Genomic DNA, 25,722 nt, shown 5'->3' on the forward strand with positions numbered 1-25,722 from the left:
CAGGGAGCTACCCCATGCCCTTCTGGCTCGAACTCCTGATCTGCGCCCTGCTGCTCATCGGCAGCAGCTTCGCTCTCATCGGCGCCATCGGCCTGTACCGGCTGCCGGACTTCTTCATGCGCCTGCACGGTCCGACCAAGGCCACCACCCTGGGCGTGGGCAGCACCATCATCGCCTCGATGCTGTTCTTCAGCAGCCAGGGCGAAGGTCTCAGCCTGCACGAGTTGCTGATCGCCCTGTTCATCTTCATCACCGCGCCGGTCAGCGCCCATATGCTGGCGCGCGCCGCCATCCAGCAGAAGGTCAAGCAGGTGGAACGCACCGACGGCCAGCCCTGGCGCTAGGCTGACCGCGCACCGCTCGTCGCAGACGGTCCTAGCGACCGCCGCTGACCTTGCTGAAGTCCTGCCGTCCGAAGGGATTGGGCTGATAGCCCTCGACGCCGCTCTTGGCCAGCACCGTTACCGTCGGATGCGCCAGCGGCAGCCACAGCGCCTGGTCGTGGATGATGCGCTGCGCCTGGTGATACACCGTGGCCCGCGCCATCTGGTCGGACAGGGTCTTGCCCTTGCTGATGGCGCCATCCAGGGTCTTGTCGCAATAACGGGTGAAGTTCAGCCCCGACTGCACCGAGGCGCAGGAGAATTGCGGTGTCAGGTAGTTGTCCGGGTCGCCATTGTCGCCAGCCCAGCCCATGAACAGCAGATCGTGTTCGCCGGTCTTGGCGCGGCGGATCAATTCGCCCCATTCGATCACCTGGATCTGGGCATCGACGCCGATCTTCTTCAGGTCGGCCTGCAGCATCTGGGCGCCCAGTTGCGGATTGGGGTTGAGCAGGCTGCCGCTGGGGCGCGTCCAGATGGTGGTCTTGAAGCCATCCTTCAGCCCCGCCTGGGCCAGCAAGGCCTTGGCCCTGGCCGGGTCATAGGGATAGGCCGGCACGTCCTTGGCGTAGCCCCAGGTGGTGGGTGGATAGACATTGTCCGCCGCCACCGCGGTGTCCTGGAACACCGCCTTCAGATAGCTCTGCTTGTCGAAGGCCAGGTTGATGGCCTGGCGCACCTTGATGTTGTCCAGCGGCGGATGGGTGGTGTTGATACCCACGAAGGCGGTCATGAAGGCCGGCGTCTGCAGCACCTGCAGGCTCTTGTCCTCATGGGCGCTCTGCAGATCCTGGGGCTTGGGTGACAGGGCGATCTGGCATTCGCCGCGCTTGAGTCGCTGCAGGCGCACCGCCGAGTCGGGGGTGATGGCATAGATCAGGCCATCCAGCTTGGGCTTGCCGGCGAAGTAGTCCGGATTAGCGGCGTAACGCACCACGGCATCCTTCTGATAGCGCTTGAAGACGAAGGGACCGGTACCGATGGGCTCGTCGTTGAGCTGGGCGGTCTTGCCGGCCTTGAGCAGCTGAGCGGCGTATTCGGCGGAATAGATGGAGGCGAAGCCCATGCTCAGGGTCGGCAGGAAGGTGGCGTCCGGGCTGTTGAGCACGATGCGCACGCCGAGGTCGCTGGTCTTTTCCACGCGCTTGATCAGCTTGGGCCACTGCATCGACTGGGCATGGGGATAGCCGCTCTTGGCCACCGCGTGCCAGGGATGATCCTTGTCCAGCATGCGCTGGAAGCTGAACACCACGTCGTCGGCCGTCAGGGTACGGCTGGGGGTGAAGTAGTCGGTCTGGTGAAACTTCACGTCCGGGCGCAGGGCGAAGTCGTAGGTCAGGCCGTCCGTGGAGATCGTCCAGCTCTGCGCCAGGCTCGGCACCAGCTTGGCTTCGCTGGCGTCGTATTCCACCAGCCGGTTCATCAGCACATCGGCCGAGGCGTTGGTGGTGGTCAGGGAGTTGTATTGCACCACGTCGAATCCATCCGGACTGGCTTCGGTGCAGACGCTGAGCGTGGCGGCCTGAGCCAGCAGGGGCGCGAAGAGCAGAGGCAAGGCGGCGAAACGCATGAACGATTCCTTGTAGATCCGAGGTGGGCAGACGACACACGCTTAGCGGGCAGCGGCTGACAGGGCGCTGTGGGCGGCCGTCTGGCGGACGTGGATTGAGTGTGGCACGCGCTCTAAACTAGACCACCCGTCCGTCCGTCACAATGCTTCTCACCGACGAACGGTTGACATTCCGGCCAGGCCCACACGGCGGCCGGTCCGTAGGCATTTCATCCGTCGCCCTACCTTGTTATCCCTGGGTGCTTCTGGTATAAAACAGCGCTCTTTTTTCGGGGTATGGCCGCTTCAGGTCCCCGGCGTTTGCCGGCTCTCCCCGTCAAAACAGGAATCAATACAGTTACAAGCGGCCAACCCATGCCGGGTTTGGCATGAGGTTTATGAGGGCTGAGCCATGTCGAGAGTTTGCCAAGTAACCGGTAAGGGTCCGATTACTGGGAACAACGTTTCCCACGCTAACAACAAAACCCGTCGTCGTTTCCTGCCGAATCTGCAGCATCACCGTTTCTGGGTAGAATCCGAGAAGCGCTTCGTGCGTCTGCGCGTTTCTGCCAAGGGCATGCGTATCATCGACAAGCGCGGTATCGAAACCGTACTGTCCGAGCTGCGTAGCCGCGGCGAAAAATTCTAAGGGGATTCGTCATGCGTGAATTGATCCGTTTGATTTCCAGTGCCGGCACCGGTCACTTCTACACCACTGACAAGAACAAGCGCACCAAGCCCGAAAAGATCGAAATCAAGAAATTCGATCCGGTCGTGCGCAAGCATGTCATGTACAAGGAAGGCAAGATCAAGTAATTGATCGCCCCTTGAACAGGAAACCCGCCTCGGCGGGTTTTTTGTTGCCTGCCGTCTGGCCCGGCGGTGGCGCCGCCGGAGCCTGATCAACGGCTTACTTGAACTGGCCGGTCAGCTCGCGCAGGGCGGCTTCGGCGCCGAGAATCTTCTGCATGCATTCCCGTGCCTTGGCCGGATCGATGCTCAGCCGCGCATAGAGATCCTCGGGAATGGCCTGCGCGGGGCCGTTGCCGATGCCTTCGCCGCGCAGCAGCTGCACCGCGAGAAAGATCAGGTTGGGATAGACCGCCTGCTCGCCCTGGTAGGCCGGGTCGCCCTGGAAGCGCAGCGCCGTCACCACCTCTTCGGGCATCTCCCAGCAGCGCATCAGGGCCGCGCCGATCTGCTCGCGGGTGATGCCAAGCAGGTGATGCTCGATGACCTGGTGATCCAGCTGGCGGTTGGCCTCCAGGTGGCGGCAGATCAGCGAGAAGTGCGGCGGAAAGACATGGGCCAGCACTAGGTAGCCGAAGTTGTGCAGCAGGCCGCCCAGGTAGGCCAGGCCCATTTCCGGCCGCTCCGCGCGCGGCATGGCGCGCGCCAGGCCCTCGATCAGGGCAGCAGTGTAGATAGCCTGTTTCCAGTAGGGCGTTTCCTGCTGGGCCTGGTCGCTGGGCAGGCTCAGGGTCTTGCCCAGGGCCAGGCCAAGGGCCAGGTTGATCACCAGGTCGAAACCCAGCACCCGCACGATGGCGTCTTCCACCGAGCGGATCTTGCCGGGTGCGGCATAGTAGGGCGAAGCCGCCCAGCTGATCACCTGGGCCGCCAGGGCCGGATCGGTCTCCACCACATTGGCCAGATCGTCCACCGTGGCCTCGGGATCGACGCGCAGCTTGATGACCTTTTCCGCGGTCTTGGACAGGGGCGGAATCTCCAGGGTCTCTTCCAGACGCTGGCGGATGCGCCGCGCGGTAAAGGCGGTGGCGGCATGGAGGATTTCCGCTTCGTCTCGCTCCGGTTGCCGCAGATTCGGCTGGATACCGGCCGCCGGGATGCCGAAGCTGCCCGCGGTCGCCTGACTCAGCAGACAGCGATAGTCAGATGTTTCCACTTCCAACAGTAGCGAGCGCTCACCGGATTCCAACAGCAGGCGCGGTGCCTCCAGCAGGCGCTCGTCATACAGGCAGGGGGAATTGGTCAGCGACGGCAACCCTGGCAGGACGTCCAATTCGTAGCGCTCCAGGGTCCGCATCAGCCGCTCCGGCGCCACCACCGCCAGTTGCCGCCCGGTGAATTCCACCAGCCGGCGCAGGTCCAGCAGCTGATTCTCGGGCAACAGCACCAGCAGCATGCCGACGCTGTCGCTCAAGAGCACCGTGTGCACCCGGTTCGCCTGCGGCTGACGCGTCGTCGCCGGGACCGGCCGATAGGCCAGGTTCAACTGGGCGAGCAACTGCTGGATCGAAGGAGGGACCTCAGGGAGGGGCGAAGCGAGCGCTACATCGGTCATGGCATTTTCTTCCTCACGTACGCCTTGGAGTATAACCATTCGGCTCCGTAGGTAGCGTCGTCTGTATAAGCTTTGTCAAACCTGGCCGTATTGCTGCCCATGGCGCAACCAGCGCTCCAGCAGCGGAGCGGCATGGCTTGGCCAGCGTGCCAGCAGCTCTTGGGCGGCGTCGCGTACCGCCGGCAGCCAGTGGGCATCGCGCATCAGATCGGCCACCTTGAATTGCAGCAGGCCGGTCTGGCGCGTGCCGAGCATCTCGCCGGGCCCCCGCAACTCCAGGTCCTTCTCGGCGATGATGAAGCCGTCGTTGGTCTCGCGCATGATGGCCAGGCGTTCGCGGCCGATCTGCGACAGCGGCGGATGGAACAGCAGCACGCAATGGCTGACCGCACTGCCCCGCCCGACGCGGCCACGCAGCTGGTGCAACTGGGCCAGGCCCAGGCGTTCGGGATTCTCGATGATCATCAGACTGGCGTTGGGCACGTCCACGCCCACTTCGATCACCGTGGTAGCCACCAGCAGCTGCAGATTGCCGGCCTTGAACTCGGCCATCACCGCGGCCTTTTCCGCCGGCTTCATGCGCCCGTGGATCAACCCCACGTGCAGTTCGGCCAGGGCCAGCTGCAATTCCTCGTAGGTGGTCTCGGCCGCCTGGCAGGTGAGCTCCTCGGATTCCTCGATCAGGGTGCAGACCCAGTAGGCCTGGCGCCCCTCATGGCAGGCGGCGCGGACCCGCTCCACCACTTCCTCGCGGCGACTGTCGGTGACGCTCACGGTATTGACCGGCGTCCGCCCCGGCGGCAGCTCGTCGAGCACCGAGGTGTCCAGGTCGGCATAGGCGCTCATGGCCAGGGTGCGCGGGATGGGGGTGGCGGTCATGATCAGCTGGTGCGGCGCGAGACGGCCGTCGACGCCCTTCTGGCGCAGGGCCAGGCGCTGCTGCACGCCGAAGCGGTGCTGTTCGTCGATCACCACCAGGGCCAGGCGGGCGAAGCGTACCTCGTCCTGGAACAGCGCATGGGTGCCCACCACCATGGGTGCCCCGGCGGCGATGCGCTCCAGGGAGCTGGCGCGGGCCTTGCCCTTGAGCTTGCCGGCCAGCCAGGCCACCTCGATGTCCAGAGCGGCGAACCAGCGCTGGAAGTTGAGGAAGTGCTGCTCGGCGAGGATCTCGGTGGGCGCCATCAGCGCCACCTGGTAGCCGGCCTCGATGGCCTGCAGGGCGGCCAGGGCGGCGACCACCGTCTTGCCCGCGCCCACGTCGCCCTGCACCAGGCGCAGCATGGGCTCGGGCTGGGCCAGGTCATGGGCGATCTCGCGCCCGACGCGCTGCTGGGCACCGGTGGGTTTGAAGCCGAGGTTGTCCAGGTACCGTTGGGGCAGCCGCCGGGCCGCCGGCAGGGGCACCGCGCGCTGGGCGCGCAGGGTCTCGCGCAGGCGCTGCAGGGACAGCTGGTGGGTCAGCAATTCTTCGAAGACCAGCCGTTCCTGGGCCCAGTGGCGGCCCTCGGCCAGCTCTTCCAGGTCCGCATCAGGCGGCGGTCGGTGCAGATAGCGCAAGGCATCGGCCAGTGGCCCCAGGCGATAGTGCTCGGCCATCTCCGGTGGCAGCCAGTCGGGCAGGGATTCGGGCCCGAGCCGTTCCAGCGTCTGGGCGCTGAGCTGGCGCAGGCGCAGCTGGGTGAGGCCTTCGGTGGTCGGGTAGATGGGCGTCAGCGTCTGCTCGACCGGCGCCGGGGCGTTCTCGTCCTGGGCGCGGTATTCGGGGTGATAGATCTCCAGGCCGGAAGCACCGGGACGCACCTCGCCATAGCAGCGCAGCAGGGTGCCGCGAGCCATCCCGTCCTTTTGCGCCTGGCTGAAGTGGAAGAATCTCAGCGACAGGGTGCCGCTGCCGTCCTGCAAGCGCACCAGCAGGCTGCGGCGGCGGCCCATGAGCACCTCGGCGGAGGCGACCATGCCCTCCACCACCGCGTCCTGACCGGGCCGCAGGGCGCCAATGGGCACGATGCGGGTGCGATCCTGGTAGCGCAGCGGCAGGTGGAAGAGCACGTCCTGCAAGGTTTCCAGACCGACCCGCGCGAGCTTTTCCTGCAGGGCAGCGCCGACCCCCTTGAGGGCGGTGACCGGCGTCGCGGCCAGTTCACTCATGCCGGCTGCACGACGCCCTTGGCTTCAGGCCGCGCCACCGAGCACAGGCGGACCGAGTCGGCCAGCACCTCGATGGCCTTGGGCCGCGGAAAGCTGGCGCGCCAGGCGATGGCCACGGTGCGATAGGGCACCGGCCGCTCGAAGGGGCGCACCTCGATGATCCCCGGCGCATAGTGGTGACTCTCCACCGCCGAGAACGGTAGCACCGAGACGCCCAGGCCGGAGGCCACCATGTGGCGGATGGTTTCCAGCGAAGAGGACTCCACCGTGGAATTCTTGTTCTCCTCGTGCTTGCGCACGGTCGGACAGGCTTCCAGGACCTGATCGCGGAAGCAGTGACCCTCGCCCAGCAGCAGCAGACTCTTGTCGCTGAGCTGGTTCTGTGGAATGGCCTTGAGCTTGGTCCAGGGGTGCCGCGCCGGCATCATCACGTAGAAGGGCTCGTCGTACAGCGGCAGGGTCAGGACGTCCGGCTCGTTGAACGGCAGGGCGAGAATGACGGCGTCCAGCTCACCGGTGCGCAGCTTGTCGCGCAGCAGGTGAGTAAAGTTTTCCTCGATGTACAGCGGCATCTCCGGCGCCACCCGGTTGAGCTGCGGGATGAGGTGCGGAAAGAGATAGGGCCCGATGGTATAGATGGCACCGATCTTCAGCGGCGCGGTGAGCTGGTTCTTGCCGGCTTGGGCCAGTTCGCGGATGCCCTGTGCCTGCTCCAGCACCTTCTGCGCCTGGGCGACGATGCCCTCGCCGGTAGGGGTGAGGCGCACGGCACTCTTGCTGCGCTCGAAGATCAGAATGCCCAGCTCGTCCTCGAGCTTCTTGACGCCCACCGACAGTGTCGGCTGGCTGACGTGGCAACGCTCGGCAGCTCGGCCAAAGTGCTGTTCCTGGGCGAGCGTGACGATATAGCGCAGTTCAGTCAGGGTCATAGTCAAATTCCATGGGTGGCCAGGCAATCTTAGCGGCTGTCTCTATCAACGGCCAAGCGCGACGGGCAGCTGCCTGCGCCTTCTGGTTGGACCGCGGGTACGCTCAGGCTACCCTGGCCGTCTGTCCAGGCCTTTGCAGAGGGAAACACCGATGAGCACCATTCTGATCGCCGGTTGCGGCGATGTCGGCAGCCGTCTCGGCCTGCAACTGGTCGCCCAGGGCCACCGGGTCTTCGGCCTCAGGCGCAACGTCGCCGCCCTCCCCGCCGCGTTGCTGCCGGTGGCGGGCGATCTGGCCGACGCCATGCCACCGACGGCCTGGCCGCGAGAGCCCATCGACCAGGTGGTCTATGCCACCGCCGCGACCCACCATGACGAAGCCGGCTATCGCGCCGCCTATGTCGACGGCCTACGCCACCTGCTGGACTGGCTGGCCGCCTGCGACCAGCGTCCGCAGCGATTGCTGTTCGTTTCCAGCAGTGGCGTCTATGCCCAGGTCGACGGCGCCTGGGTCGACGAGACCTCCCCTGCCGAACCCGAGCGCTTTTCCGGACGCCTCCTGCGCGAGGCGGAAGACCTGGCGCTGGGCAGCGGCCTGCCCGCCACCGTGGTCCGCCTGACCGGCATCTACGGCCCGGGCCGCGAGGCGCTGCTGCGCCAGGTGCGCGAAGGCTCCCGGGTGACCCGCGAGCCGCCGCTGTATGGCAATCGCATCCATGTCGAGGACGCCGCCGGCCTGCTGGCACTGCTGCTGCAGCGGGATCGCGAAGGGGTCGCCCTGGAAGCGCTCTATCTGGGCGTGGACGACGATCCGGCGCCGCTGGACGAGGTAGTGGACTGGCTGCGGGCGCGCCTGGGCATCACCTTCTGGTCCGCCGAAGCCCAGCTGCGCCGCGCCGGCAGCAAGAGGTGCAGCAATGCCCGTGCCCGGGCGCTGGGCTGGACGCCCCGCTACCCCAGCTATCGCGAGGGCTACGCGGCCATTCTCGCCGGCTGAAACGACGGAGCCCGACACAAGGCCGGGCTCCGTTCTCAACTAGCTAGCCACTCAGTCACGCAGGGCTTCGCCGCGGGTGGCCTGAGGACGCTCCTCGACCTTGGCGGTGCTCTTCAGGTGCGGCAGGGCGGCCCAGTAGGCGGCGCCCTTCTCGGCGTCGTAGAGGCCTTCCCACTTGGCGATGACCAAGGCGGCCAGGGCGTTGCCGATCACGTTCAGAGCGGTGCGCGCCATGTCCATAATGCGGTCCACGCCGGCGATGAAGGCCAGGCCTTCCAGCGGAATGCCGACGCTGCCCAGGGTGGCCAGCAGTACCACGAAGGAGACACCCGGCACGCCGGCGATGCCCTTGGAGGTGACCATCAGGGTCAGCACCAGCAGCAGCTGCTGGCTCAGCGACAGGTCGATGCCATAGAGCTGGGCGATGAACAGCGCCGCGATGCTCTGGTAGAGGGTGGAACCGTCGAGGTTGAAGGAGTAGCCGGTGGGCACCACGAAGCTGGTGATGGCCTTGGGTGCGCCATAGGCCTCCATCTTCTCGATGATGCGCGGCAGCACGGTTTCCGAGCTGGCAGTGGAATAGGCCAGGATCAGCTCGTCCTTGAGGATGCGGATGATGCGGAAGATCGAGAAGCCGAACAGCTTGGCCACCAGGCCCAGCACGCCGAGGGCGAAGAAGCCGATGGCCACGTAGACCAGCACCACCAGCTTGGCCAGCGGCAGCAGGGAGGCGAAGCCGAAGTTGGCCACGGTCACCGCGATCAGGGCGAAGACGCCGATGGGGGCGTAGTTCATGATCATGTGGGTGACCTTGAACATGGCCTCGGAAATGCCCTGGAACACGCGCACTACCGGCTCGCGGGTGGCTTCCGGCAGGGCGCCCAGGCCCAGGCCGAACATCACCGCGAAGAAGATGATCGGCAGCATCTCGCCGCGGGCGATGGCGGCGAAGACGTTGGACGGGATCAGGTTGAGGATGGTCGCGATGAAGGCGTGGTCATGCTGCACTTCCGCGGTGGTCTTCTGGTACTGAGAGATATCGGTGGTGCCCAGGGTGCTCATGTCGATACCGGCACCGGGCTGCACGCTGTCGGCGAAGAACAGGCCGACGACGATGGCCAGGGTGGTGACGATCTCGAAGTAGAGGATGGTCTTGAGGCCGATGCGACCGAGCTTCTTGGAGTCGCCGACGCCGGCGATGCCGACCACCAGGGTGGCGATGACGATGGGCACCACGATCATCTTGATCAACCGGATGAAGATGTCGCCGGCCGGCTTGAGAACGTTCGCGATCCACCAGGCCTTCTCGGCGCTGAAGTGGTTGAGCAGTGCGCCGACGGCGATCCCCAGCACGAGGCCGATGAGAATCTGCCACGCGAGGCTGAGCTTGGGCTTGGTCATGTACCGACACCTTTGTTCTATTTGGATGGAGTTCGGGACGAACGTCACCGTGCCGGGTCGTGATGCGCAAAGCGCATGCAACGCCCAACCGAAGGGTGCGTTCAGGCTGCGGAAACGGTGCTCGAAAAGGACGAGGAGCACCAAGGCGTCACACTTTTGCCAGAGGGTAACGGGGTATGTCTAATGCCGCTGTAGCCTGCCCTATGCCGATCCGGCATGAGAGGTCCCAAAAGGGCCGCGCAGCATACAGGCACTGGCGCCTTGCACGCCAGGCATACGGAGACGCCGCTCATCGCGGCGCCCCGTGCACGTCAGCCGTTGAAGGTGGAAGGGTCCGGGCCCAGACGCCGGTCCTGATTCAGCCCGGCGATCTGCCGCAGGTCATCGTCGTCCAGGGTGAAGTCGAAGATCTGCATGTTCTCTTCGATGCGCTTGGGCGTCTTGGATTTGGGGAAGATGATGTTGCCCAGCTGGATGTGCCAGCGCAGCACCACCTGGGCCGGCGTCTTGCCGTGCTTGGCCGCCAGCTGTTGCAGGATTGGGCTGCCCAGCAACTCGCCGCCCTGAGCCAGCGGACTCCAGGCCTCGGTAGCGATGCCCTTGTAGGTGTTGAAGTCACGCAGCTCCTGTTGCTGCAGCAGCGGATGGCACTCGATCTGGTTGACCACCGGCACCACGCCGGTCTCGGTCAGCAGGGTCTCGATGTCGGCCTGACGGAAGTTGGAGACACCGATGGACTTCACCCGACCCTGGTTGCGCAATTCGATCAGCGCCTTCCAACTGTCGAGGAACAGGCCCTTTTCCGGCAGCGGCCAGTGGATCAGATAGAGGTCGACATGCTCCAGGCCCAGCTTGGCCAGACTGGTGTCGAAGGCGCGCAGGGCGCTGTCGTAGCCCTGGTCGGCATTCCACAGCTTGGTGGTGATGAACAGCTCGTCACGCGGCAAACCGGCCTGGGCGATGGCTTGGCCGACGCCCTCTTCGTTGCCATAGATGGCGGCGGTATCGATGTGTCGATAACCCAGGTCGAGGGCGGTCTTGACCACCTGGGCGGTCTCTTCGGCCGGAGTCTGCCAGACCCCCAGACCGAATTGCGGAATGTGGTGACCGTCGTTGAGCTGAAGACGGGTGATCGCGGACATGCGTCGCTCCTCTGGAATGGATGGGGTACCAGAGGTGTGACTGGCGGCGGTGGCCTTTTGCTCCCGATCAGTCGAGGCGCATGGCCTCAGGCACGCTGTAGCTTTCCACCCAGCCCAGTACGGTACGGCCATCCCGCTGCAGCTCGATGCGCTTCCAACGCTGGAAGGAACGGGTCTCGATCACCCGCACCTGGGTATCGCCGTCCAGCCGTATCAGGGTGTTGCGGGCGCGCTCGCGACTACGGTCGTAGACGAAGGGCCACTTGAGGACATCGACCGGACCGCGCAGCATCCAGCCCTGCCCTTCTTCGGCGAAGCGAAAGGACACCCCACCCTCGGCGCGCGCCAGGTTGCTGCCCAGCAGCAGCACGGACGCCACGAGCAGTGAGGGGAGGATACGGCGAAGGGTCGAAAGGACATTCGGGGTCATGCAGGCCTCGTCTGTGGCACCAAAAAAACAGCGCCCGAATCGGACGCTGCGAGGGTAGACCCCTTGGTGTGGCAAACGACTGCAGGCTTTGCCCGAGAAATGCCAAATGGCCAGCATTCCCGGACAAAACCCTTAGCGCAATGATCAGGCCGCGCTGAACAGCTTGTGCGGATCGATGACGAATTTCTTCGGTACGCCCGAATCGAATTCGCTGTAGCCGCGGGGTGCCTCGTCCAGGGTGATCACCTGCACGCCGACGATGTCGGCGATCTTGATGCGATCCCACATGATGGCCTGCATCAGCTGACGGTTGTACTTCATCACCGGGGTCTGGCCGGTGTGGAAGCTGTGGGACTTGGCCCAGCCCAGACCGAAGCGGATGCTCAGGGCACCCTGCTTGGCCGCGGCGTCGACGGCGCCCGGATCGTCGGTGACGTACAGACCGGGGATACCGATCTTGCCGGCCACTCGCACGATGCCCATCAGCGAGTTCAGCACGGTGGCCGGGGCCTCGCTCTTGGCGCCTTCGTGACCATGGCCACGGGCCTCGAAGCCAACGGCATCGACGGCGCAATCCACTTCCGGGGTGCCCAGCAGCGCGGCGATCTGCTCGTGCAGCGGGGTGTCCAGGGACAGGTCGGCGATCTCGAAGCCCTGGGCCTTGGCGTGGGCCAGGCGCACCGGGTTGACGTCGCCGACGATGACCACGGCGGCGCCCAGCAGACGGGCCGAGGCGGCAGCGGCCAGGCCGACCGGACCGGCACCCGCTACATAGACGCTGGTGCCCGGACCGACGCCGGCGGTGACGGCGCCGTGGTAGCCGGTGGGCAGGATGTCGGACAGGCAGGTCAGGTCACGGATCTTTTCCATGGCCGCGTCGCGATTCGGCAGCTTGAGCAGGTTGAAGTCGGCATAGGGGACCAGCACGTATTCGGCCTGGCCACCGACCCAGCCGCCCATGTCGACGTAGCCGTAGGCACCGCCGGCACGCGAGGGGTTGACGGTCAGGCAGACCCCGGTGTCCTGCTCCTTGCAGGTGCGGCAGCGACCGCAGGCGACGTTGAAGGGCACCGAGACCAGGTCGCCGACCTTGAGGGTCTCGACGTCGCGGCCCGCTTCGATGACCTCACCGGTGATCTCGTGGCCGAGCACCAGGCCTTCGGGGGCAGTGGTCCGGCCACGCACCATGTGCTGGTCGGAACCACAGATGTTGGTGGACACCACGCGCAGGATGACGCCGTGGTCGATACGCTTGCCCTGCGGGGTTTCCATCTTCGGGTAGGGGATGGTCTGCACCTCGACCTTGCCCGCGCCCAGATAGACGACGCCACGATTACCGGACATGTTGCACCTCGCTGTTGTTGTTGGACTGGCTCTAGGGATCCGAGCCTAGTCCTCGCGAAGCGTGGCGTCTGTGGGGATGGCGTTTTTGGCCATGCCGAGGTCGCCCTGGCGGGTCGTCCTGGCGAACCCGTTCACGCCGCCGGTGCAGGCGGCGTGAACGGCCGGGGTCAGGCGGGCGCCAGGGCGGCGGCGCGGCGCTCGCGACTGAGCAGGTAGCAGCCGATACCCACGCCCAGCAGGGCCAGCCCCATGACGTACCAGGCAGGGCCCAGCGGATGCTGCTTGAGCATCAGGGTGACGACCATGGGGGTCAGGCCGCCAAAGATGGCGTAGGCCACGTTGTAGGAAAAGGACAGGCCCGAGAAGCGCACCTTGGGCGGGAAGGCCAGCACCATCACCCGTGGCACGCCGCCGATGACGCCGACCGCGGCGCCAGCCAGGGCATAGAGCGGGAACAGCCACTCCGGGTGGATCTTCAGACCGGCATAGAGCGCCCAGCTGGCCACCGCCAGGATCAGACCGCCGACGATGAACACCGGGCCGCTGCCGAAGCGATCGGACAGGGCACCGGAGACGATGCAGCCCAGGGTCAGGAAGACGATGGCCAGGCTGTTGGCCTTGAGCGCCAGGGCGGCGGAGAAGCCGTACTGGGTCTGCAGCAGGGTCGGGGTCATGAGGATGACCACCACGATGCCGGCGGTGAGCATCCAGGTCAGCAGCATGGACAGCACCACGCTGCTGCGGTGGTCACGCAGCACCGCCTTGAGCGGCACTTCCTCGGCCAGCGACTTGTGGATCGCCAGCTCGGCGAACACCGGCGTCTCGTGCAGCCAGCGGCGCAGATAGACCGAGAACAGGCCGAAGACCCCGCCGATCAGGAAAGGGAAGCGCCAGGCGTAGTCGGCCACCTCCACGGGGGTGAAGACGGTGTTGATCAGGGTCGCCATCAGCGAGCCAAGCAGGATGCCGAAGGTGAGACCGGCGGTCAGGGTGCCGCAGGCATAGCCGACGTGCTTGCCGGGCACGTGTTCGGAGACGAACACCCAGGCACCGGGCACCTCGCCGCCGATGGCCGCGCCCTGGATGATGCGCAGCACCAGCAGCAGGATGGGAGCGGCCACGCCGATCTGGGCGTAGGTGGGCATCAGGCCCATGCCCAGGGTCGGCAGCGCCATCATGAAGATGCTCAGGGTGAACATCTTCTTGCGCCCGAGCAGGTCGCCGAAGTGGGCCATGATGATGCCGCCCAGCGGGCGGGCCAGGTAACCGGCGGCGAAGATGCCGAAGGTCTGCATCTGCCGCAGCCAGTCGGGCATGTCGGCGGGAAAGAACAGCTTCCCCACCACTGCGGCGAAGAAGACGAAGATGACGAAGTCGTAGAACTCCAGCGCGCCGCCCAGGGCGGACAGCGAGAGGGTCTTGTAGTCGTTGCGGCCCAGAGGGCGCGACGTGAGCGGCGCGGAGGCGGATTGCAGTTTCATCGAGGATCCCGGACAAGAGAGGAGCGCAAAGGAAATTCGGCCTCTGGCATCCCTCCGGGTGTAGCGGACAAGACGCGGCCCCGAGTGACCGTCCGCCTGGGGCGGCTGGCAGGGATCGGGCGGGTCGCCGGATGGGCGCCGGACCTGCACCGCGCCGCCTGCGCTCTTGTGGAGCACGGCAGCAGCAGGTCTACCGATCATTACCTGATCATCGGACGTGCACGACCCTCTGGATTGCCTGGCCGTGCACGGTCTCCACGATAGCAAATCCGCAAGGAATTTCCGCTATTCATTCAGTGCCCATTCAGGGCTCATCTGCCGAGCTATGCCTGTTCCATCCTGGTGCAAAAGCGGTCGAGCCGCCCTGCCCCAGGCGTTATACTGTAGCCCCCTAACGATCTCCCCAGAGAGATTGGCAGCATTCTTGCGTGCAGATGCTGAACGTTACCTACCTATCCGGGCTCCCGAGGGCCCTGTCATGATCGAAGAGCTCGAACAAGAAGATCCCATCCCCCAGGGCGACCTGGCCATGCAGATCACCGCTCTGCCCCGCGAGACCAACGGCTTCGGCGACATCTACGGCGGCTGGCTGGTGGCCCAGATGGACCTGGCCGGCAGTGCCATGGCCAGTCGTCTGGCCGCTGGTCGGGTGGCCACGGTGGCCATCGACCGCATGGCCTTCATGACGCCGGTGCCCGTGGGCGCACAGCTCTCCTTCTATACCAACACGCTGGAAGTGGGCCGTAGCTCCATCCAGATCCTCATCGAGGTCTGGAGCGACGATCCGCTGTCCAGCGAGTGGAGCAAGGTCACCGAGGCGGTGTTCGTCTTCGTCGCCATCGACGGTAGCGGTCGCACCCGTCCCCTGCCCGCGCGGCGCTAGCACCCGCCGGCCTTGCCGCTAGGGCTTCCGGGCCAGCGGCGCCTCGCGCACCTGGGTCGGTCGGCCGTGGCGGATGCCTTCGACCTGCTCCAGCGCCTGCCGGACCTCGGCGGCGGTGGCCAGCAGCCGATAGTCGAGGGTGAAGTCGCGCGTGCCGCTGGCTTCGATGCGCGGCACCAGTCCCAGGGCCCGTTGCTGGCTGCGGTTGTAGGAAAAGCTGGTGCCCGGCTCCAGACCGGTGACGTAGCCCTGGGCCTTGGCATCGGTGTGCTTCCATAGGGTGAAGACCGGCAATTCCCGCACATTGAAGGCCAGCGCCACCCCTTGGTGGGCACTGTGATCGTGCAGTACCGCCAGGCTATGCCCCTGATCGTCGCCCCAGGGGTAGAGGTTGTAGACCGTCTCGCCATAGCCCGGCGTGGGTGCGCGATAGGCCTGCCATTCGCCCAGTTCCTGACGCGCCCGCGCATCGAAGGGTGACACCTCCCGCACCGGCGCGGCGAACCGTGAGCCCTCGCCGAGCAGCGGCGGACCGAAGTTGCTGTGATAGAGCACCTGGTACTCGGCGGTATGCGTCCCCTGGTTGGTCAGGCGGTCGTGCAGCGTGAAGCCGGTGGCCCCGGCGTGGGTGACCAGTTCGGTGTCGATGCGAAAGTTGGCCTGCTTGAAGGCCTCTTCGTGCAGCACGCCCTTGAGGCTGATGCGGTGCGGCGGCTGTTCGTCGATGGTCAGCACCACCTGACTGGCCGGCAGATAACTGGCCCGTCCGTGCAGGGTCAGGAGTTGCCCCCGGTCCATTCCCGGGTGGCCGACCCACTCGAAGCCGGCGCGGGCCACCAGCTCGTTGAAGCCTTCCAGCCAGCCCAGCCCGTTACGGCTTTCCAGATTGACGAAGGCCGGATTGACCACCTCGCGTACCGGAGAATCCCAGCCCAGTCGCAGAGTGCCGGCCTGGGCGCGCAGGACATTCATGCCACGGGTCGCCACCACGGTGAGCTGCATAGCGCCGGTATCGATCTCGATCAGCACCGAACCCTCCTGGCGCCCGCTACTCAGGCGATGCACACCGACGGCGAAGGCCAGGCCATCGCGCAGACCCAGGCGGTCACTGCTGATGCTCCAGTTCTGCACCGGCTTGTCGGGCGCGATGAGGGTGTATTCCCAGGCCGAGGCGCTGGCACTGGCAAGGAGCAGGAGACAGCCAGACAACAGACGAGCGTGGATCATGAAGTCCCCTTGGCAGCGGTCGACTTGAGTCTAGACCAGCCCGCGCCGGCCTGCAGACCCCCGCTCCAGACGCGACAAGAGGGACAAGACCCCTTATTCCCGTATAGGTTTGTTCAAGGAAATCAAAGGAATGGGTAAAGACAACCTTTACCATTCAAACGACCGTTCGGTACTTGCCAGGGCAGCGATTTTTGCCGAGGATCGGCTCGTCTCTACCACGGAGTGGACTCCATGAAACCTTCAGCCCTGTTCTTGTTGCTTGCCCTGGCGGGCGTTGCCCCGGCCTATGCGGGCAATACCGAAGCCGGACTCGGCGGCGCCGTGGGTGGCGTACTCGGTACCCTGGTCGGCCAGCAGGTCGGCGGCAGTACCGGTGCGGCCATCGGTGCCGGCGTGGGCGGTGCAGCAGGTGGTGTACTGGGCGCTGACCGGCGCAATCGGACCGAGGCCGCCATCGGCGGCGGTCTGGGCGCGGCGGGCGGCAACGTGATCGGCAATAGAGTCGGTGGCAGCACCGGTGGCCTGGTCGGCGCGGCCCTGGGTGGCGGTGCCGGCAGTGCCCTGGGCAACAATCTGGGCGACAGCGGCCGCGACGATCGCCGCTATCGCGACCATCCCGGCAAGGGCTGGAAGCACGCCAAGCACAGACACAAGCACTGGGATCGCTAATAAAAACGCCCGGCATTGCCGGGCGTTTTTTTGTTGCGCGCGAAGCTACTGACCGAGATCGCGCAGGCGCTTGCCCTGCATCAGATTGCGTTCGATGCGTTCCAGGGTGACACCCTTGGTCTCCGGCACCAGCAGGAACACCAGGAAGATGAACACCACGTTCAGACCGGCATAGATCCAGAAGGTGGTGCCCTGACCCAGGGTGCCCAGCATGGTCAGGAAGGTGGCGCCGACGATCATGTTGGCGATCCAGTTGGTGAAGGTGGAGCAGCCGATGCCGAAGTCGCGGCCCTTGAGCGGCTGCACTTCCGAGCAGAGGGTCCAGATCAGCGGACCGGCCGACATGGCGAAGCCGACGATGAAGATCAGCAGCATGACCACGGTAAAGGTCTGCTGGCCGTGGCTCAGGTTGCCCGCGCCCAGCATGCTGCCGACCACGCCCAGGCCCACGGCCATGACCACGAAGCCGGTATAGAGGATGGGTTTGCGGCCCCACTTGTCGACCAGGAAGATGGCGATGAAGGTGGCCAGCACGTTGGTCAGACCCACCGCGGCGGTAAACCACATCTGGGCGGCGGTGTCGTAGCCCATACCTTCGAAGATGCGCGGCGCGTAGTACATGACCACGTTCATGCCGGTGAACTGCTGCACCACCTGCAGGAGCACGCCCAGGCCCACCGAGCGGCGGAAGTTGGCGTTTTCCTTGAACAGCGACCAGCCCTTCTGCGGCACCTTGAGCTGCTCTTCGATCTCGGCGACTTCCTGCTGGATGACCTTTTCGTCACCGCGCAGCCGGTGCAGGACCTTGATGGCCTCCTCGCGGCGACCTGCCATGATCAGCCAGCGCGGGCTGTCGGGCAGGGCGAAGACGCCGATCAGGAACAGCACCCCGGGGATGGCGATGATGCCGAGCATCCAGCGCCAGGCCTCGTAGTAGCTGAAGGCGGTGTTGGAGAGGAAGGCGAGCAGGATGCCGGCAGTGATCATCAGCTGGTACAGCGAGATCATCGAGCCACGGATGTTTTCCGGAGCGACCTCGGCCAGGTACAGCGGCGCGGTGAAGGACGCGATGCCGATGGCCAGGCCGAGCAGGAAGCGGGCGAAGATCAGCATGGTCGGCGAAGTGGCCAGGCCACAGAGGATCGAGCCGATCACGAACAGGACGGCGCCCAGCATCAGCGATTTCTTGCGACCCAGCTTGGCCGACAGCGAACCCGCGCCCAGAGCGCCCAGGGCAGCACCGGCCATCATGCTGGAGACGATCCACTCGATCACCTGATCGGAGATCTGGAATTCCTGCTGGATGAATTTGGTGGCGCCGGAAATGACGCCGATGTCGAGGCCGAACATCAGACCGGCCAGGGCGGCCATCAAACAGGCGAAGATCGCCTTGGGCTGGGCCTTTTCGGTGACGTGACCGTCGGCGTTGGTAGTGGTGTTGCTCATGACTGAGGCTCCTCGCTCGCCTTGTGGGCGATCTTGTTGGCGCGGGTCGTTCCGTATCCGCTTGTTACAGACCTGTCTAACGACCCTTGGTTCGGCCGGTGAGAGGCCCTTACCAGAGCCGCGCGGGCTGGGCGTTCACATAGGTGGCATAGAGCGAACCGCCGCCGGTGATGAACAGGCGATTGCCCTTGAGGCCGCCGAACTCGACGTTGGACACGGTCTCCGGCAGGTGCAGGGTGGCCAGCGGCTGGCCGCTCGGATTGAAGACCCGCACGCTGTTCTGCTCGGCCGAGCCGGCCCAGCTGCACCAGAGGTTGCCGTCGCTGTCGACGCGGAAGCCGTCGATCACGCCCTGGTCCTTGGCATCGATCAGCACCTCGCCGCCGCCCAGGGTGCCGTCGTCCTTCAGCGTGAAGGCACGCAGATGGTTGGGCTTGCCGGGATTGCCGCCGCCAGCGGTGTCGCTGATGTAGAGGCGCTTGCCATCGGGGGCGAAGGCCAGGCCGTTGGGCCGGCCGAAGTCGCCCGCCGCCACCGTGGCCTTGCCCTGGGGATCGATGCGATAGACGTTGGTAGGCAGCTCGAATTCGGCCTTGTGGCCCTCGTAGGCGCCGAGGATGCCGTAGCCCGGATCGGTGAACCAGATGGCGCCATCGGCGCCGACCACTACGTCGTTGGGGGCGTTCAGTGGCTTGCCGTCGAAGCGGTCGAGCAGCACCGTGACGCTGCCGTTCAACTCGCGGCGGGTGACGCGGCGGCTGTCGTGCTCGCAGCTGATCAACCGGCCCTCGCGGTCACGGGTGTGGCCATTGGCGTTGTGGGACTGGTCATCGTAGACGCTGACGTGGCCGTCGTCGGCGCTCCAGCGCATCACCCGGGCATTGGGGATGTCGCTGAACAGCAGGCAGCGCCAGTCGGCCATCCACACCGGGCCCTCGGTCCAGAGACCACCGGACCAGAGGCGCTCGACGAAGGCATTGCCCAGGCGGCCTTTGAAGGCCTGGTCGTGGATCTCCCAGGCGGGATCGGGCATGACGATGGGCGGCTTGCCCTCCCAGTTACGGGTGAGACCGAACTTGTCGTCGGCGAGGGCGCGACTGGCGACCAGACCGGCCGAAGCGGCCAGGGACACGCCGAGAAAGGTGCGACGGGCGAGCGGCATGGGGAGACTCCTTTGTTGTCGTTATGGGTCCGGCAAGGCCGGTGGCAGAGCACCGCGTACCGGGACAGGCACGCGGTGCTTCCTTAGTCGCCCTTATTCGGGCAGACGTTCCACCTTGCCCACCACCAGGCCATAGCAGAGGGCACCGATCAGTGCGGTCACGCCGATGAAGGCGATGGCCGGGGCGAAGCTGCCGTCCTTGACCAGGAAGCCGATAACGATGGGCACGCAGATGGCCGAGAGGTTGCCGATGAAATTGAACATCCCGCCGGTGAGACCGATCAGTCGCTCCGGCGCCATGGCCGAGACCATCGACCAGGTGATGGAGGCCAGGCCGTTGCCGAAGAAGGCCAGCGCCAGGCAGGCGATGATCAGGGCAGGCGAGTCGACGAAGTTGGCGCCGACGATGCTGGTGGAGATCAAGAGGCCACCAATGATCGGCAGCTTGCGCGCCAGGCCCACGGAGGCGCCGCGACGGACCAGCCAGTCCGACAGCAGGCCCGAGCAGATCACGCCGAGGAAGGCGGCCAGGAACGGCAGCGAGGCGAGAAAGCCGGCCTTGATGAAGTCCATGCCGCGGTATTTCACCAGGTAGGTGGGGAACCAGGTGAGGAAGAACCAGAGGGTGGAATTGAGGCAGAACTGGCCGATGTAGATGCCCCAGAGCTTGCGCTTGTTGAGCACGCTCCTGAGGTCACGCCACTGGAAGGCGGCGCGACTGCGGTTCTTCTGCTCCAGATCGACCAGACCGCCACCCTCCTGGATCAGCGCGACCTCGGCAGCATTGGCGCCGCGGAAATCCTTGGGTTCGCGATAGACCAGATACCAGATGGCGGCCCAGAGGATGCCGACACCGCCGGTGACGACAAAGACCATGTGCCAGCCAAAGGTCTGCTGCAGGTAGATCAGCACCGGGGTGAGAAAGGCCAGGCCGACGAACTGGCCGGAGGTGTAGAAGCCGATGGCGGTGGCCCGCTCGCGCTCGGGAAACCAGGTGGTGACCACCCGGTTGTTGATCGGATAGGCCGGTGCCTCCAGGGCGCCCACGGCGAGACGCAGGATGATCAGGCCGATGAAGCTGCCGACGAAACCCAGGCCGATGGTGGCTAGCGACCAGAGCGCGATGGCCACGGGATAGAGGATGCGCGGGGCGACCTTGTCCACCAGCCAGCCGCCGGGGATCTGCATGGCGGCGTAGGTCCAGCCGAAGGCCGAGAGGATCAAGCCCATGTGCACCGGCTCGATGCCCAGGTCCTGGGCCAGGTGCGGGGCGGCGATGGAAAGGTTGCTGCGGTCGAGGTAGTTGATCACCACGGTGACGAACAGCAGCATCATGATGAAGAAGCGCGCCCGGCTGGGCTTGGCCAGGGTTGGGGCGGCCGTGGCCGCCGCCGGGGAGGCCTGGGTAGGGGATGGCATGGCTCGGGTCCTGTAATTGACGTTGTGGCGAGCGTTGTTGCGGTCTGGGGTTCAGGGCGCCGCGGCGGCCCTCACCCTGGCCCTCTCCCAAGAGGAGAGGGAATGGTCGGTGCGGAGGTCGAGTCCCGCGCTCCTGCTCTTGCCCCTCTCCCTTGGGGAGAGGGTTGGGGTGAGGGGCCAGCGGTGTGTCTGGCCATTAACAGTGGCGTTGCTTTTCCCTCACCCTGGCCCTCTCCCAGAGGGAAAGGGGACGGTCAGTGCGAGCATCGGGGCCGGAGCTCCTGCTCTTACCCCCTCGGGAGAGGGTTGGGGTGAGGGCGTCTCTCACCATTCCGCGAAACTGCCGTCCTTGTGCCGCCAGATCGGGTTGCGCCAGCGATGGCCGATGGCGGCCTGTTCCTTGACGAATTCCTCGTTGACCTCGACGCCCAGCCCCGGTCCCTGGGGGATCTTCACGTGGCCATCGGCGTAGTCGAAGACCTCGGGATTCTTGATGTAGTCCAGCAGGTCGTTGCCCTGGTTGTAGTGGATGCCCAGGCTCTGCTCCTGGATGAAGGCGTTGTAGCAGTTGGCATCCAGCTGCAGATTGACCGCCAGGGCAATGGGGCCGAGCGGGCAATGCAGGGCGATGGCCACGTCATAGGCCTCGGCCATGTTGGCGATCTTACGCGTCTCGGTGATGCCTCCGGCGTGGGACGGATCGGGCTGCAGGATGTCGACGTAGCCTTCCTGGAGGATGCGCTTGAAGTCCCAGCGCGAGTACAGCCGCTCGCCCAGGGCGATGGGCGTGTTGCTCATCAGGGCGATTTCCTTGAGCGCCTCGTGGTGCTCGCTGAGCACCGGCTCCTCGATGAACATCAGGCGGAACTGCTCCAGCTCCTTGACCAGCACCTTGGCCATGGGCTTGTGCACCCGGCCATGGAAATCCACGCCGATGCCGAAGTGCGGACCACAGGCGTCGCGAATGGCGGCGACATTGGCGATCACCTGGTCGACCTTGTCGTAGGTGTCGACGAACTGCATCTCTTCGCTGGCGTTCATCTTGATCGCGGTGAAGCCCTTGGCCTGGCGCTCCAGGGCCTGGGCCGCGGTCTCCGCCGGGCGGTCGCCGCCGATCCAGGAATAGACGCGGATGCTATCGCGCACCTGGCCGCCCAGCAGCTCGTGCACCGGTACGCCCAGGGCCTTGCCCTTGATGTCCCACAGGGCCTGGTCGATGCCGGCCAGGGCGCTCATGTGGATGCCGCCGCCGCGATAGAAGCCGCCCCGGTAGAGCACCGTCCAGTGGTCCTCGATGTTGCGCGGGTCCTTGCCGATCAGGTAGTCGGCCAGTTCCTCGACCGCCGCCGCCACGCTGTGGGCGCGCCCTTCCAGCACGGGTTCGCCCCAGCCGTGGATGCCCTCGTCGGTCTCGATCTTGAGAAAGCACCAGCGCGGCGGGACGACATAGGTGGTGAGTTTGGTGATCTTCATGGTGTGGAAATCTCGACAGTAATTATTGGAATCGAGGGGAATTGGGCAAATCGCGGTCATGGACCGCTCCTACGGAGGCACCGGGTATCTGTAGGAGCGGTCCATGACCGCGATTGAATTAGGAAACGGACCGCCACCCCGCCGCGAAGGCCTGGGCGTTGGCGCTCACCTGGGCCGCCGTGAGGCCCGGCTTATACAGCGCCGAGCCGAGTCCGAAGCCGTTGGCGCCGGCCGCCACGTAGGGGCCCATGTTGTCCGGGGTGATGCCACCCACCGGCAGGAGCGCCAGCTCCTTGGGGAAGACCGCGCGCCAGGCCTTGACCACCGCCGGGCCGAGTTGCTCGGCGGGAAACAGCTTGAGGCTGTCGGCCCCGGCGTCGAGGGCGGCGAAGCCTTCCGACGGAGTGGCCACGCCCGGGGCGCTGACCAGGCCAGCGGCCTTGCTGGCGCGGATCACCGCCAGGTTGGCGTTGGGCGAGACGATCAGCCGGCCGCCCGCGGCGTCCACCTCGGCCACCTGGGCCTCGGTGAGCACGGTGCCGGCGCCGATCAGGCAGCTTTCATCCAGCTCCGCGGTCAGTCGGCGGATACTTTCGAAGGGCTGCGGCGAGTTGAGCGGGATCTCGATGACGCGAAAGCCGGCGTCGTACAGGGCACGACCGACCGGGACGATCTCGTCCGGGGTGACGCCGCGCAGGATGGCGATCAGCGGCAGGTCCTTGAGGTAGGTATCAAGCATGGGAGCCTCCAGAGGTGGGGAGCAGGCCGGCGGCCTGGGCCAGGCGCCAGAGCCCGGCCCGGGTGGCCTGCTCCAGCAGGCGGACCTGGTGGATGTCGAACAGCGCCAGGGCGTCGCGATAGCGCTGGCAGAGCGCCGCGTCGCCGATCAGCACCAGGGGTGGGCAGGTGGCGCCCTTGAGCGCGGCGACCTGGCTGCGCAATTCTTCGCCGATCAGCAGACCGGACAGGTAGTCGAGGCTGTGCGCCGCGCCCAGCTCGCCGGCCAGCACCCGGCTGCGGGCGGTGAAGAGCCGGCCGAACAGGCCCTCGGCCCCGGCGTCGCGGGCGGTGACCAGGCCCAGGCGGAAGGCCTCGGCACTGGCCTCGGGACCGGCCTCGGTGGCCGGACGCCCCAGGATGGAATGTTCGCGCAGGACGGCGAACAGCTCGCCAGTCATGTAGGTGGCGAAATCGGTGAGGCGACCGTCACGCACCCGCACCCACTTGCTGTGGGTGCCGGGCAGCACCAGCAGGGCCTCGGCGGCCAGGTCCGGCTCCAGTTCGAGGGCGCCGAACACCTGGGTTTCCTCGCCACGCAGCACGTTGGGCAAGGCGCCGCGCTGCATCACGCCGGGGACCAGATGGAGCTCGCCGCAGCCGCTGTCCAGGCGCAGCAGACCGGCAGCCAGGCTGTGGACGTCGGCGGGGCAATCGGCATAGGGCACCTCGCGCCAGCCACCGCGACTGCCGACCATGCCGCAGGCGATGGCGGGCAGGTCCGGCTGGGCCTCGCGCCAGTCGCCCACCAGGGTGCGATAGGCCGCGGCGAAGTCGCCATCGGGCACGTGCATGATGCCCCAGGGGCGGCTACGGGTTTCCAGCACGGCGCCCTGGGCGTCGAACAGCTGGGCGCGCAGGGACGAGGTGCCCCAGTCGAGGCCGATGAGGTGCGGGGTGGCGGTCATGCAGGACTCCAGCCGAGTTCGCGGGAAATGGCCCGGGCGCAGGCACTGACCTCGGGCTGCAACTCGTGCAGCCGCGCCTCGGGCATATAGGGGATGGCACTGGCCACGCTCAGGGCCGCGACGATGGCGCCGTCGGCACCACGGATGGGCGCGGCCACGCAGCGGATGCCCAGTTCGTTCTCTTCCAGATCCAGGGCATAGCCTTCGGCGGCATGGCGGCGCAGGCGCGCGCAATAGTCGGCCCAGGGCAGGAAGTCCTCGCGCAGGCCGGGCTGGCCGCTACGCCGCGCCACGCCTTCGCCATAGAGGGCTTCCCACTCGACTTCGGCGAGATCCAGCATCAGCGCCTTGCCGACCCCGGTCAGCGCCAGCGGCATGCGCAGGCCGACCCGGGATCTCATCTCTAGGCCCCGGCTGCCCGGCAGCTTGTCCAGATAGAGCACATCACCGCCTTCGCGCACCCCGAGGTGCACGGTGTCGCCGCAGTGCTGGGCCAGGCGTTGCAGATGGGGCCGGGCCACGCCGGTCAGCGGCAGCTGTTCGCGGGCCTGGTAGCCGAGGGCGATGAGGTGGCTGCCGAGGATCAACCGCCCGCTATCGCTGCGCAGATAGCCGGCCTGGGTCAGGGCGGCCACCAGGCGATGGGTGGTGCTGCGGGTGCAGCCAATGGCGGCGCCGACCTGGGCCAGGTTGTCGGCCCCGGTGGCAACGGCTTCGAGCACCGCCAGGCCGCGAAACAGCGCCTGGGCCCCGCTGGGCGCTTCGCCCTTGTTGGAATTGTTGTCATTCATGGCCTTCACTCTAGAAGCCTCGCTGGCAAATCTCAATATGTGATACATCATCCCACATTGTGGGATACAAGTTAGATATGACAGCCTTGTCACATAGCTGCAATATTGGCGCTATCTAATGCACGGCACATTGCAAGGACTCGAGAGGCAGAGCGCTCCATGACGGGTAAATCCATCCTGATCGTCGACGATGAGGCCCCCATTCGCGAAATGATCGCCGTGGCCCTGGAAATGGCGGGCTATGAATGCCTGGAGGCGGACAACAGCAAGGACGCCCACGCCCTGATCGTCGATCGCAAGCCCGATCTCATCCTGCTCGACTGGATGCTGCCCGGCACCTCCGGCCTGGAGCTGGCTCGGCGCCTCAAGCGCGACGAGCTGACCGACGCCATTCCCATCATCATGCTCACCGCCAAGGGTGACGAGGACAACAAGGTCCAGGGCCTGGAAACCGGCGCCGACGACTACATCACCAAGCCCTTCTCGCCCCGCGAGCTGGTGGCTCGGTTGAAAGCCGTGCTGCGCCGTACCGGCCACCTGGAGAACGACGGTCCGCTGGAGGTCAACGGCCTGATCCTGGATCCGATCAGCCACCGGGTGACCATCGATGGCGCGCCCGCCGAGATGGGGCCCACCGAGTACCGCCTGCTGCAGTTCTTCATGACCCATCAGGAGCGCGCCTACACCCGCGGCCAGTTGCTCGACCAGGTCTGGGGCGGCAACGTCTATGTCGAGGAGCGCACCGTGGACGTGCACATCCGTCGCCTGCGCAAGGCCCTGGGCGAGACCTACGAGAACTTGGTACAGACGGTGCGCGGCACCGGGTATCGCTTTTCCACCAAACTCTGACGCGGG

At 66.0% G+C, this 25,722-nt stretch carries 24 protein-coding genes; 7 read left to right on the forward strand and 17 right to left on the reverse strand.

Features of this window, described 5'->3' with window-relative positions:
• Window positions 1–14 precede the first annotated feature (14 nt).
• Window positions 15–344: a Na+/H+ antiporter subunit G gene (locus tag NRG74_RS16295; protein ID WP_093255117.1), complete on the forward strand. Its 330-nt coding sequence runs from the start codon at window positions 15–17 to the stop codon at window positions 342–344.
• A gap of 31 nt (window positions 345–375) precedes the next feature.
• Here NRG74_RS16295 and NRG74_RS16300 read toward each other — a convergent pair whose 3' ends face one another.
• Window positions 376–1,953, reverse strand: coding sequence for an ABC transporter substrate-binding protein (locus NRG74_RS16300; protein ID WP_257704803.1), 1,578 nt, complete (start codon window positions 1,951–1,953; stop codon window positions 376–378).
• 391 nt (window positions 1,954–2,344) lie between these two features.
• Between NRG74_RS16300 and rpmB the strand changes: the two genes are divergently transcribed.
• Together rpmB and rpmG are read left to right on the forward strand one after the other, a co-directional pair.
• Window positions 2,345–2,581, forward strand: coding sequence for a 50S ribosomal protein L28 (gene rpmB, locus NRG74_RS16305; protein ID WP_007159903.1), 237 nt, complete (start codon window positions 2,345–2,347; stop codon window positions 2,579–2,581).
• An 11-nt stretch (window positions 2,582–2,592) separates the two neighbouring features.
• Window positions 2,593–2,748: a 50S ribosomal protein L33 gene (gene rpmG, locus NRG74_RS16310; RefSeq protein WP_007159904.1), complete on the forward strand. Its 156-nt coding sequence runs from the start codon at window positions 2,593–2,595 to the stop codon at window positions 2,746–2,748.
• 94 nt (window positions 2,749–2,842) lie between these two features.
• Here rpmG and NRG74_RS16315 read toward each other — a convergent pair whose 3' ends face one another.
• The 3 genes from NRG74_RS16315 to NRG74_RS16325 all read right to left on the reverse strand — a co-directional run bounded on the left by NRG74_RS16315 (window position 2,843) and on the right by NRG74_RS16325 (window position 7,317).
• Window positions 2,843–4,237, reverse strand: a complete 1,395-nt coding sequence (locus NRG74_RS16315) for an aminoacyl-tRNA deacylase and HDOD domain-containing protein (RefSeq protein WP_257704804.1) — start codon at window positions 4,235–4,237, stop codon at window positions 2,843–2,845.
• A 75-nt stretch (window positions 4,238–4,312) separates the two neighbouring features.
• Complete coding sequence (gene recG / locus NRG74_RS16320; protein ID WP_257704805.1) at window positions 4,313–6,388, reverse strand: ATP-dependent DNA helicase RecG; 2,076 nt, start codon at window positions 6,386–6,388, stop codon at window positions 4,313–4,315.
• A complete protein-coding gene (locus NRG74_RS16325) occupies window positions 6,385–7,317 on the reverse strand; it encodes a hydrogen peroxide-inducible genes activator (protein WP_007159908.1) in 933 nt (310 codons plus the stop codon). The genes recG and NRG74_RS16325 overlap by 4 nt, the downstream gene beginning before the upstream one ends.
• A 151-nt stretch (window positions 7,318–7,468) precedes the next feature.
• Here NRG74_RS16325 and NRG74_RS16330 point away from each other — a divergent pair, with 151 nt between their 5' ends.
• Window positions 7,469–8,314: an NAD-dependent epimerase/dehydratase family protein gene (locus NRG74_RS16330; RefSeq protein ID WP_257704806.1), complete on the forward strand. Its 846-nt coding sequence runs from the start codon at window positions 7,469–7,471 to the stop codon at window positions 8,312–8,314.
• A gap of 51 nt (window positions 8,315–8,365) precedes the next feature.
• Here the strand turns inward: NRG74_RS16330 and gltP are convergent, their stop codons facing one another.
• From gltP to NRG74_RS16355, 5 genes are all read right to left on the reverse strand, one after another.
• The gene (gene gltP / locus NRG74_RS16335) at window positions 8,366–9,715 is read right to left on the reverse strand and encodes a glutamate/aspartate:proton symporter GltP (RefSeq protein ID WP_184289011.1); all 1,350 of its coding nucleotides are present in this window, start codon (window positions 9,713–9,715) and stop codon (window positions 8,366–8,368) included.
• Between the two features lie 311 nt (window positions 9,716–10,026).
• Window positions 10,027–10,857: an aldo/keto reductase gene (locus NRG74_RS16340; protein WP_184289014.1), complete on the reverse strand. Its 831-nt coding sequence runs from the start codon at window positions 10,855–10,857 to the stop codon at window positions 10,027–10,029.
• A 67-nt stretch (window positions 10,858–10,924) separates the two neighbouring features.
• Window positions 10,925–11,287 carry a hypothetical protein gene (locus tag NRG74_RS16345; protein WP_184289017.1) on the reverse strand — a complete coding sequence of 121 codons (363 nt, stop codon included), beginning with the start codon at window positions 11,285–11,287 and terminating at the stop codon, window positions 10,925–10,927.
• Window positions 11,288–11,431: 144 nt separating this feature from the next.
• Entirely contained in the window at window positions 11,432–12,631 is a 1,200-nt protein-coding gene (fdhA, locus tag NRG74_RS16350) for a formaldehyde dehydrogenase, glutathione-independent (RefSeq protein ID WP_007159913.1), read from the reverse strand.
• 167 nt (window positions 12,632–12,798) lie between these two features.
• Entirely contained in the window at window positions 12,799–14,106 is a 1,308-nt protein-coding gene (locus NRG74_RS16355; RefSeq protein ID WP_338547509.1) for an MFS transporter, read from the reverse strand.
• A 487-nt stretch (window positions 14,107–14,593) separates the two neighbouring features.
• Between NRG74_RS16355 and NRG74_RS16360 the strand changes: the two genes are divergently transcribed.
• Window positions 14,594–14,995: an acyl-CoA thioesterase gene (locus NRG74_RS16360; protein WP_026083995.1), complete on the forward strand. Its 402-nt coding sequence runs from the start codon at window positions 14,594–14,596 to the stop codon at window positions 14,993–14,995.
• A gap of 18 nt (window positions 14,996–15,013) precedes the next feature.
• Here the strand turns inward: NRG74_RS16360 and NRG74_RS16365 are convergent, their stop codons facing one another.
• Entirely contained in the window at window positions 15,014–16,222 is a 1,209-nt protein-coding gene (locus NRG74_RS16365) for an aldose 1-epimerase family protein (RefSeq protein WP_257704807.1), read from the reverse strand.
• 231 nt (window positions 16,223–16,453) lie between these two features.
• Here NRG74_RS16365 and NRG74_RS16370 point away from each other — a divergent pair, with 231 nt between their 5' ends.
• The gene (locus NRG74_RS16370; RefSeq protein ID WP_017642352.1) at window positions 16,454–16,891 is read left to right on the forward strand and encodes a hypothetical protein; all 438 of its coding nucleotides are present in this window, start codon (window positions 16,454–16,456) and stop codon (window positions 16,889–16,891) included.
• Window positions 16,892–16,936: 45 nt separating this feature from the next.
• On the opposite strand, the gene NRG74_RS16375 is transcribed toward NRG74_RS16370, so the two are convergent.
• The 7 genes from NRG74_RS16375 to NRG74_RS16405 form a co-directional block, all read right to left on the reverse strand.
• Entirely contained in the window at window positions 16,937–18,337 is a 1,401-nt protein-coding gene (locus NRG74_RS16375) for a sugar porter family MFS transporter (protein ID WP_307773956.1), read from the reverse strand.
• A gap of 109 nt (window positions 18,338–18,446) precedes the next feature.
• Entirely contained in the window at window positions 18,447–19,499 is a 1,053-nt protein-coding gene (locus NRG74_RS16380; protein ID WP_017642354.1) for an SMP-30/gluconolactonase/LRE family protein, read from the reverse strand.
• A 93-nt stretch (window positions 19,500–19,592) separates the two neighbouring features.
• Complete coding sequence (locus tag NRG74_RS16385) at window positions 19,593–20,918, reverse strand: MFS transporter (RefSeq protein WP_257704808.1); 1,326 nt, start codon at window positions 20,916–20,918, stop codon at window positions 19,593–19,595.
• Window positions 20,919–21,242: 324 nt separating this feature from the next.
• Window positions 21,243–22,391 carry a galactonate dehydratase gene (gene dgoD, locus NRG74_RS16390; protein ID WP_017642356.1) on the reverse strand — a complete coding sequence of 383 codons (1,149 nt, stop codon included), beginning with the start codon at window positions 22,389–22,391 and terminating at the stop codon, window positions 21,243–21,245.
• A 118-nt stretch (window positions 22,392–22,509) separates the two neighbouring features.
• Window positions 22,510–23,130, reverse strand: coding sequence for a 2-dehydro-3-deoxy-6-phosphogalactonate aldolase (locus tag NRG74_RS16395; protein WP_257704809.1), 621 nt, complete (start codon window positions 23,128–23,130; stop codon window positions 22,510–22,512).
• A complete protein-coding gene (locus NRG74_RS16400) occupies window positions 23,123–24,076 on the reverse strand; it encodes a 2-dehydro-3-deoxygalactonokinase (protein WP_064309176.1) in 954 nt (317 codons plus the stop codon). Before NRG74_RS16400 ends, NRG74_RS16395 begins: the two co-directional genes overlap by 8 nt.
• Complete coding sequence (locus NRG74_RS16405; RefSeq protein ID WP_257704810.1) at window positions 24,073–24,867, reverse strand: IclR family transcriptional regulator; 795 nt, start codon at window positions 24,865–24,867, stop codon at window positions 24,073–24,075. The genes NRG74_RS16400 and NRG74_RS16405 overlap by 4 nt, the downstream gene beginning before the upstream one ends.
• 159 nt (window positions 24,868–25,026) lie before the next feature.
• Between NRG74_RS16405 and phoB the strand changes: the two genes are divergently transcribed.
• Window positions 25,027–25,716 (forward strand): phosphate regulon transcriptional regulator PhoB, encoded by a 690-nt coding sequence (gene phoB, locus NRG74_RS16410; protein ID WP_007159925.1) that lies wholly within the window; start codon window positions 25,027–25,029, stop codon window positions 25,714–25,716.
• Window positions 25,717–25,722 lie beyond the last annotated feature (6 nt).

This window comes from Pseudomonas oryzihabitans (genome assembly GCF_024652905.1).
Lineage (GTDB): Bacteria > Pseudomonadota > Gammaproteobacteria > Pseudomonadales > Pseudomonadaceae > Chryseomonas > Chryseomonas benzopyrenica.

Bases quoted from the DNA above. Each gene is read 5' to 3' on its own strand.
- rpmB (WP_007159903.1), top strand. From the start codon at position 2,345: ATGTCGAGAGTTTGCCAAGTAACCGGTAAGGGTCCGATTACTGGGAAC.
- dgoD (WP_017642356.1), bottom strand. From the start codon at position 22,391: ATGAAGATCACCAAACTCACCACCTATGTCGTCCCGCCGCGCTGGTGC.
- NRG74_RS16400 (WP_064309176.1), bottom strand. From the start codon at position 24,076: ATGACCGCCACCCCGCACCTCATCGGCCTCGACTGGGGCACCTCGTCC.
- NRG74_RS16345 (WP_184289017.1), bottom strand. From the start codon at position 11,287: ATGACCCCGAATGTCCTTTCGACCCTTCGCCGTATCCTCCCCTCACTG.
- phoB (WP_007159925.1), top strand. From the start codon at position 25,027: ATGACGGGTAAATCCATCCTGATCGTCGACGATGAGGCCCCCATTCGC.
- NRG74_RS16300 (WP_257704803.1), bottom strand. From the start codon at position 1,953: ATGCGTTTCGCCGCCTTGCCTCTGCTCTTCGCGCCCCTGCTGGCTCAG.
- NRG74_RS16295 (WP_093255117.1), top strand. From the start codon at position 15: ATGCCCTTCTGGCTCGAACTCCTGATCTGCGCCCTGCTGCTCATCGGC.
- NRG74_RS16375 (WP_307773956.1), bottom strand. From the start codon at position 18,337: ATGAGCAACACCACTACCAACGCCGACGGTCACGTCACCGAAAAGGCC.
- recG (WP_257704805.1), bottom strand. From the start codon at position 6,388: ATGAGTGAACTGGCCGCGACGCCGGTCACCGCCCTCAAGGGGGTCGGC.
- NRG74_RS16340 (WP_184289014.1), bottom strand. From the start codon at position 10,857: ATGTCCGCGATCACCCGTCTTCAGCTCAACGACGGTCACCACATTCCG.
- gltP (WP_184289011.1), bottom strand. From the start codon at position 9,715: ATGACCAAGCCCAAGCTCAGCCTCGCGTGGCAGATTCTCATCGGCCTC.
- NRG74_RS16370 (WP_017642352.1), top strand. From the start codon at position 16,454: ATGAAACCTTCAGCCCTGTTCTTGTTGCTTGCCCTGGCGGGCGTTGCC.
- NRG74_RS16405 (WP_257704810.1), bottom strand. From the start codon at position 24,867: ATGAATGACAACAATTCCAACAAGGGCGAAGCGCCCAGCGGGGCCCAG.
- NRG74_RS16395 (WP_257704809.1), bottom strand. From the start codon at position 23,130: ATGCTTGATACCTACCTCAAGGACCTGCCGCTGATCGCCATCCTGCGC.
- NRG74_RS16325 (WP_007159908.1), bottom strand. From the start codon at position 7,317: ATGACCCTGACTGAACTGCGCTATATCGTCACGCTCGCCCAGGAACAG.
- NRG74_RS16315 (WP_257704804.1), bottom strand. From the start codon at position 4,237: ATGACCGATGTAGCGCTCGCTTCGCCCCTCCCTGAGGTCCCTCCTTCG.
- fdhA (WP_007159913.1), bottom strand. From the start codon at position 12,631: ATGTCCGGTAATCGTGGCGTCGTCTATCTGGGCGCGGGCAAGGTCGAG.
- NRG74_RS16365 (WP_257704807.1), bottom strand. From the start codon at position 16,222: ATGATCCACGCTCGTCTGTTGTCTGGCTGTCTCCTGCTCCTTGCCAGT.
- NRG74_RS16380 (WP_017642354.1), bottom strand. From the start codon at position 19,499: ATGCCGCTCGCCCGTCGCACCTTTCTCGGCGTGTCCCTGGCCGCTTCG.
- NRG74_RS16330 (WP_257704806.1), top strand. From the start codon at position 7,469: ATGAGCACCATTCTGATCGCCGGTTGCGGCGATGTCGGCAGCCGTCTC.
- rpmG (WP_007159904.1), top strand. From the start codon at position 2,593: ATGCGTGAATTGATCCGTTTGATTTCCAGTGCCGGCACCGGTCACTTC.
- NRG74_RS16385 (WP_257704808.1), bottom strand. From the start codon at position 20,918: ATGCCATCCCCTACCCAGGCCTCCCCGGCGGCGGCCACGGCCGCCCCA.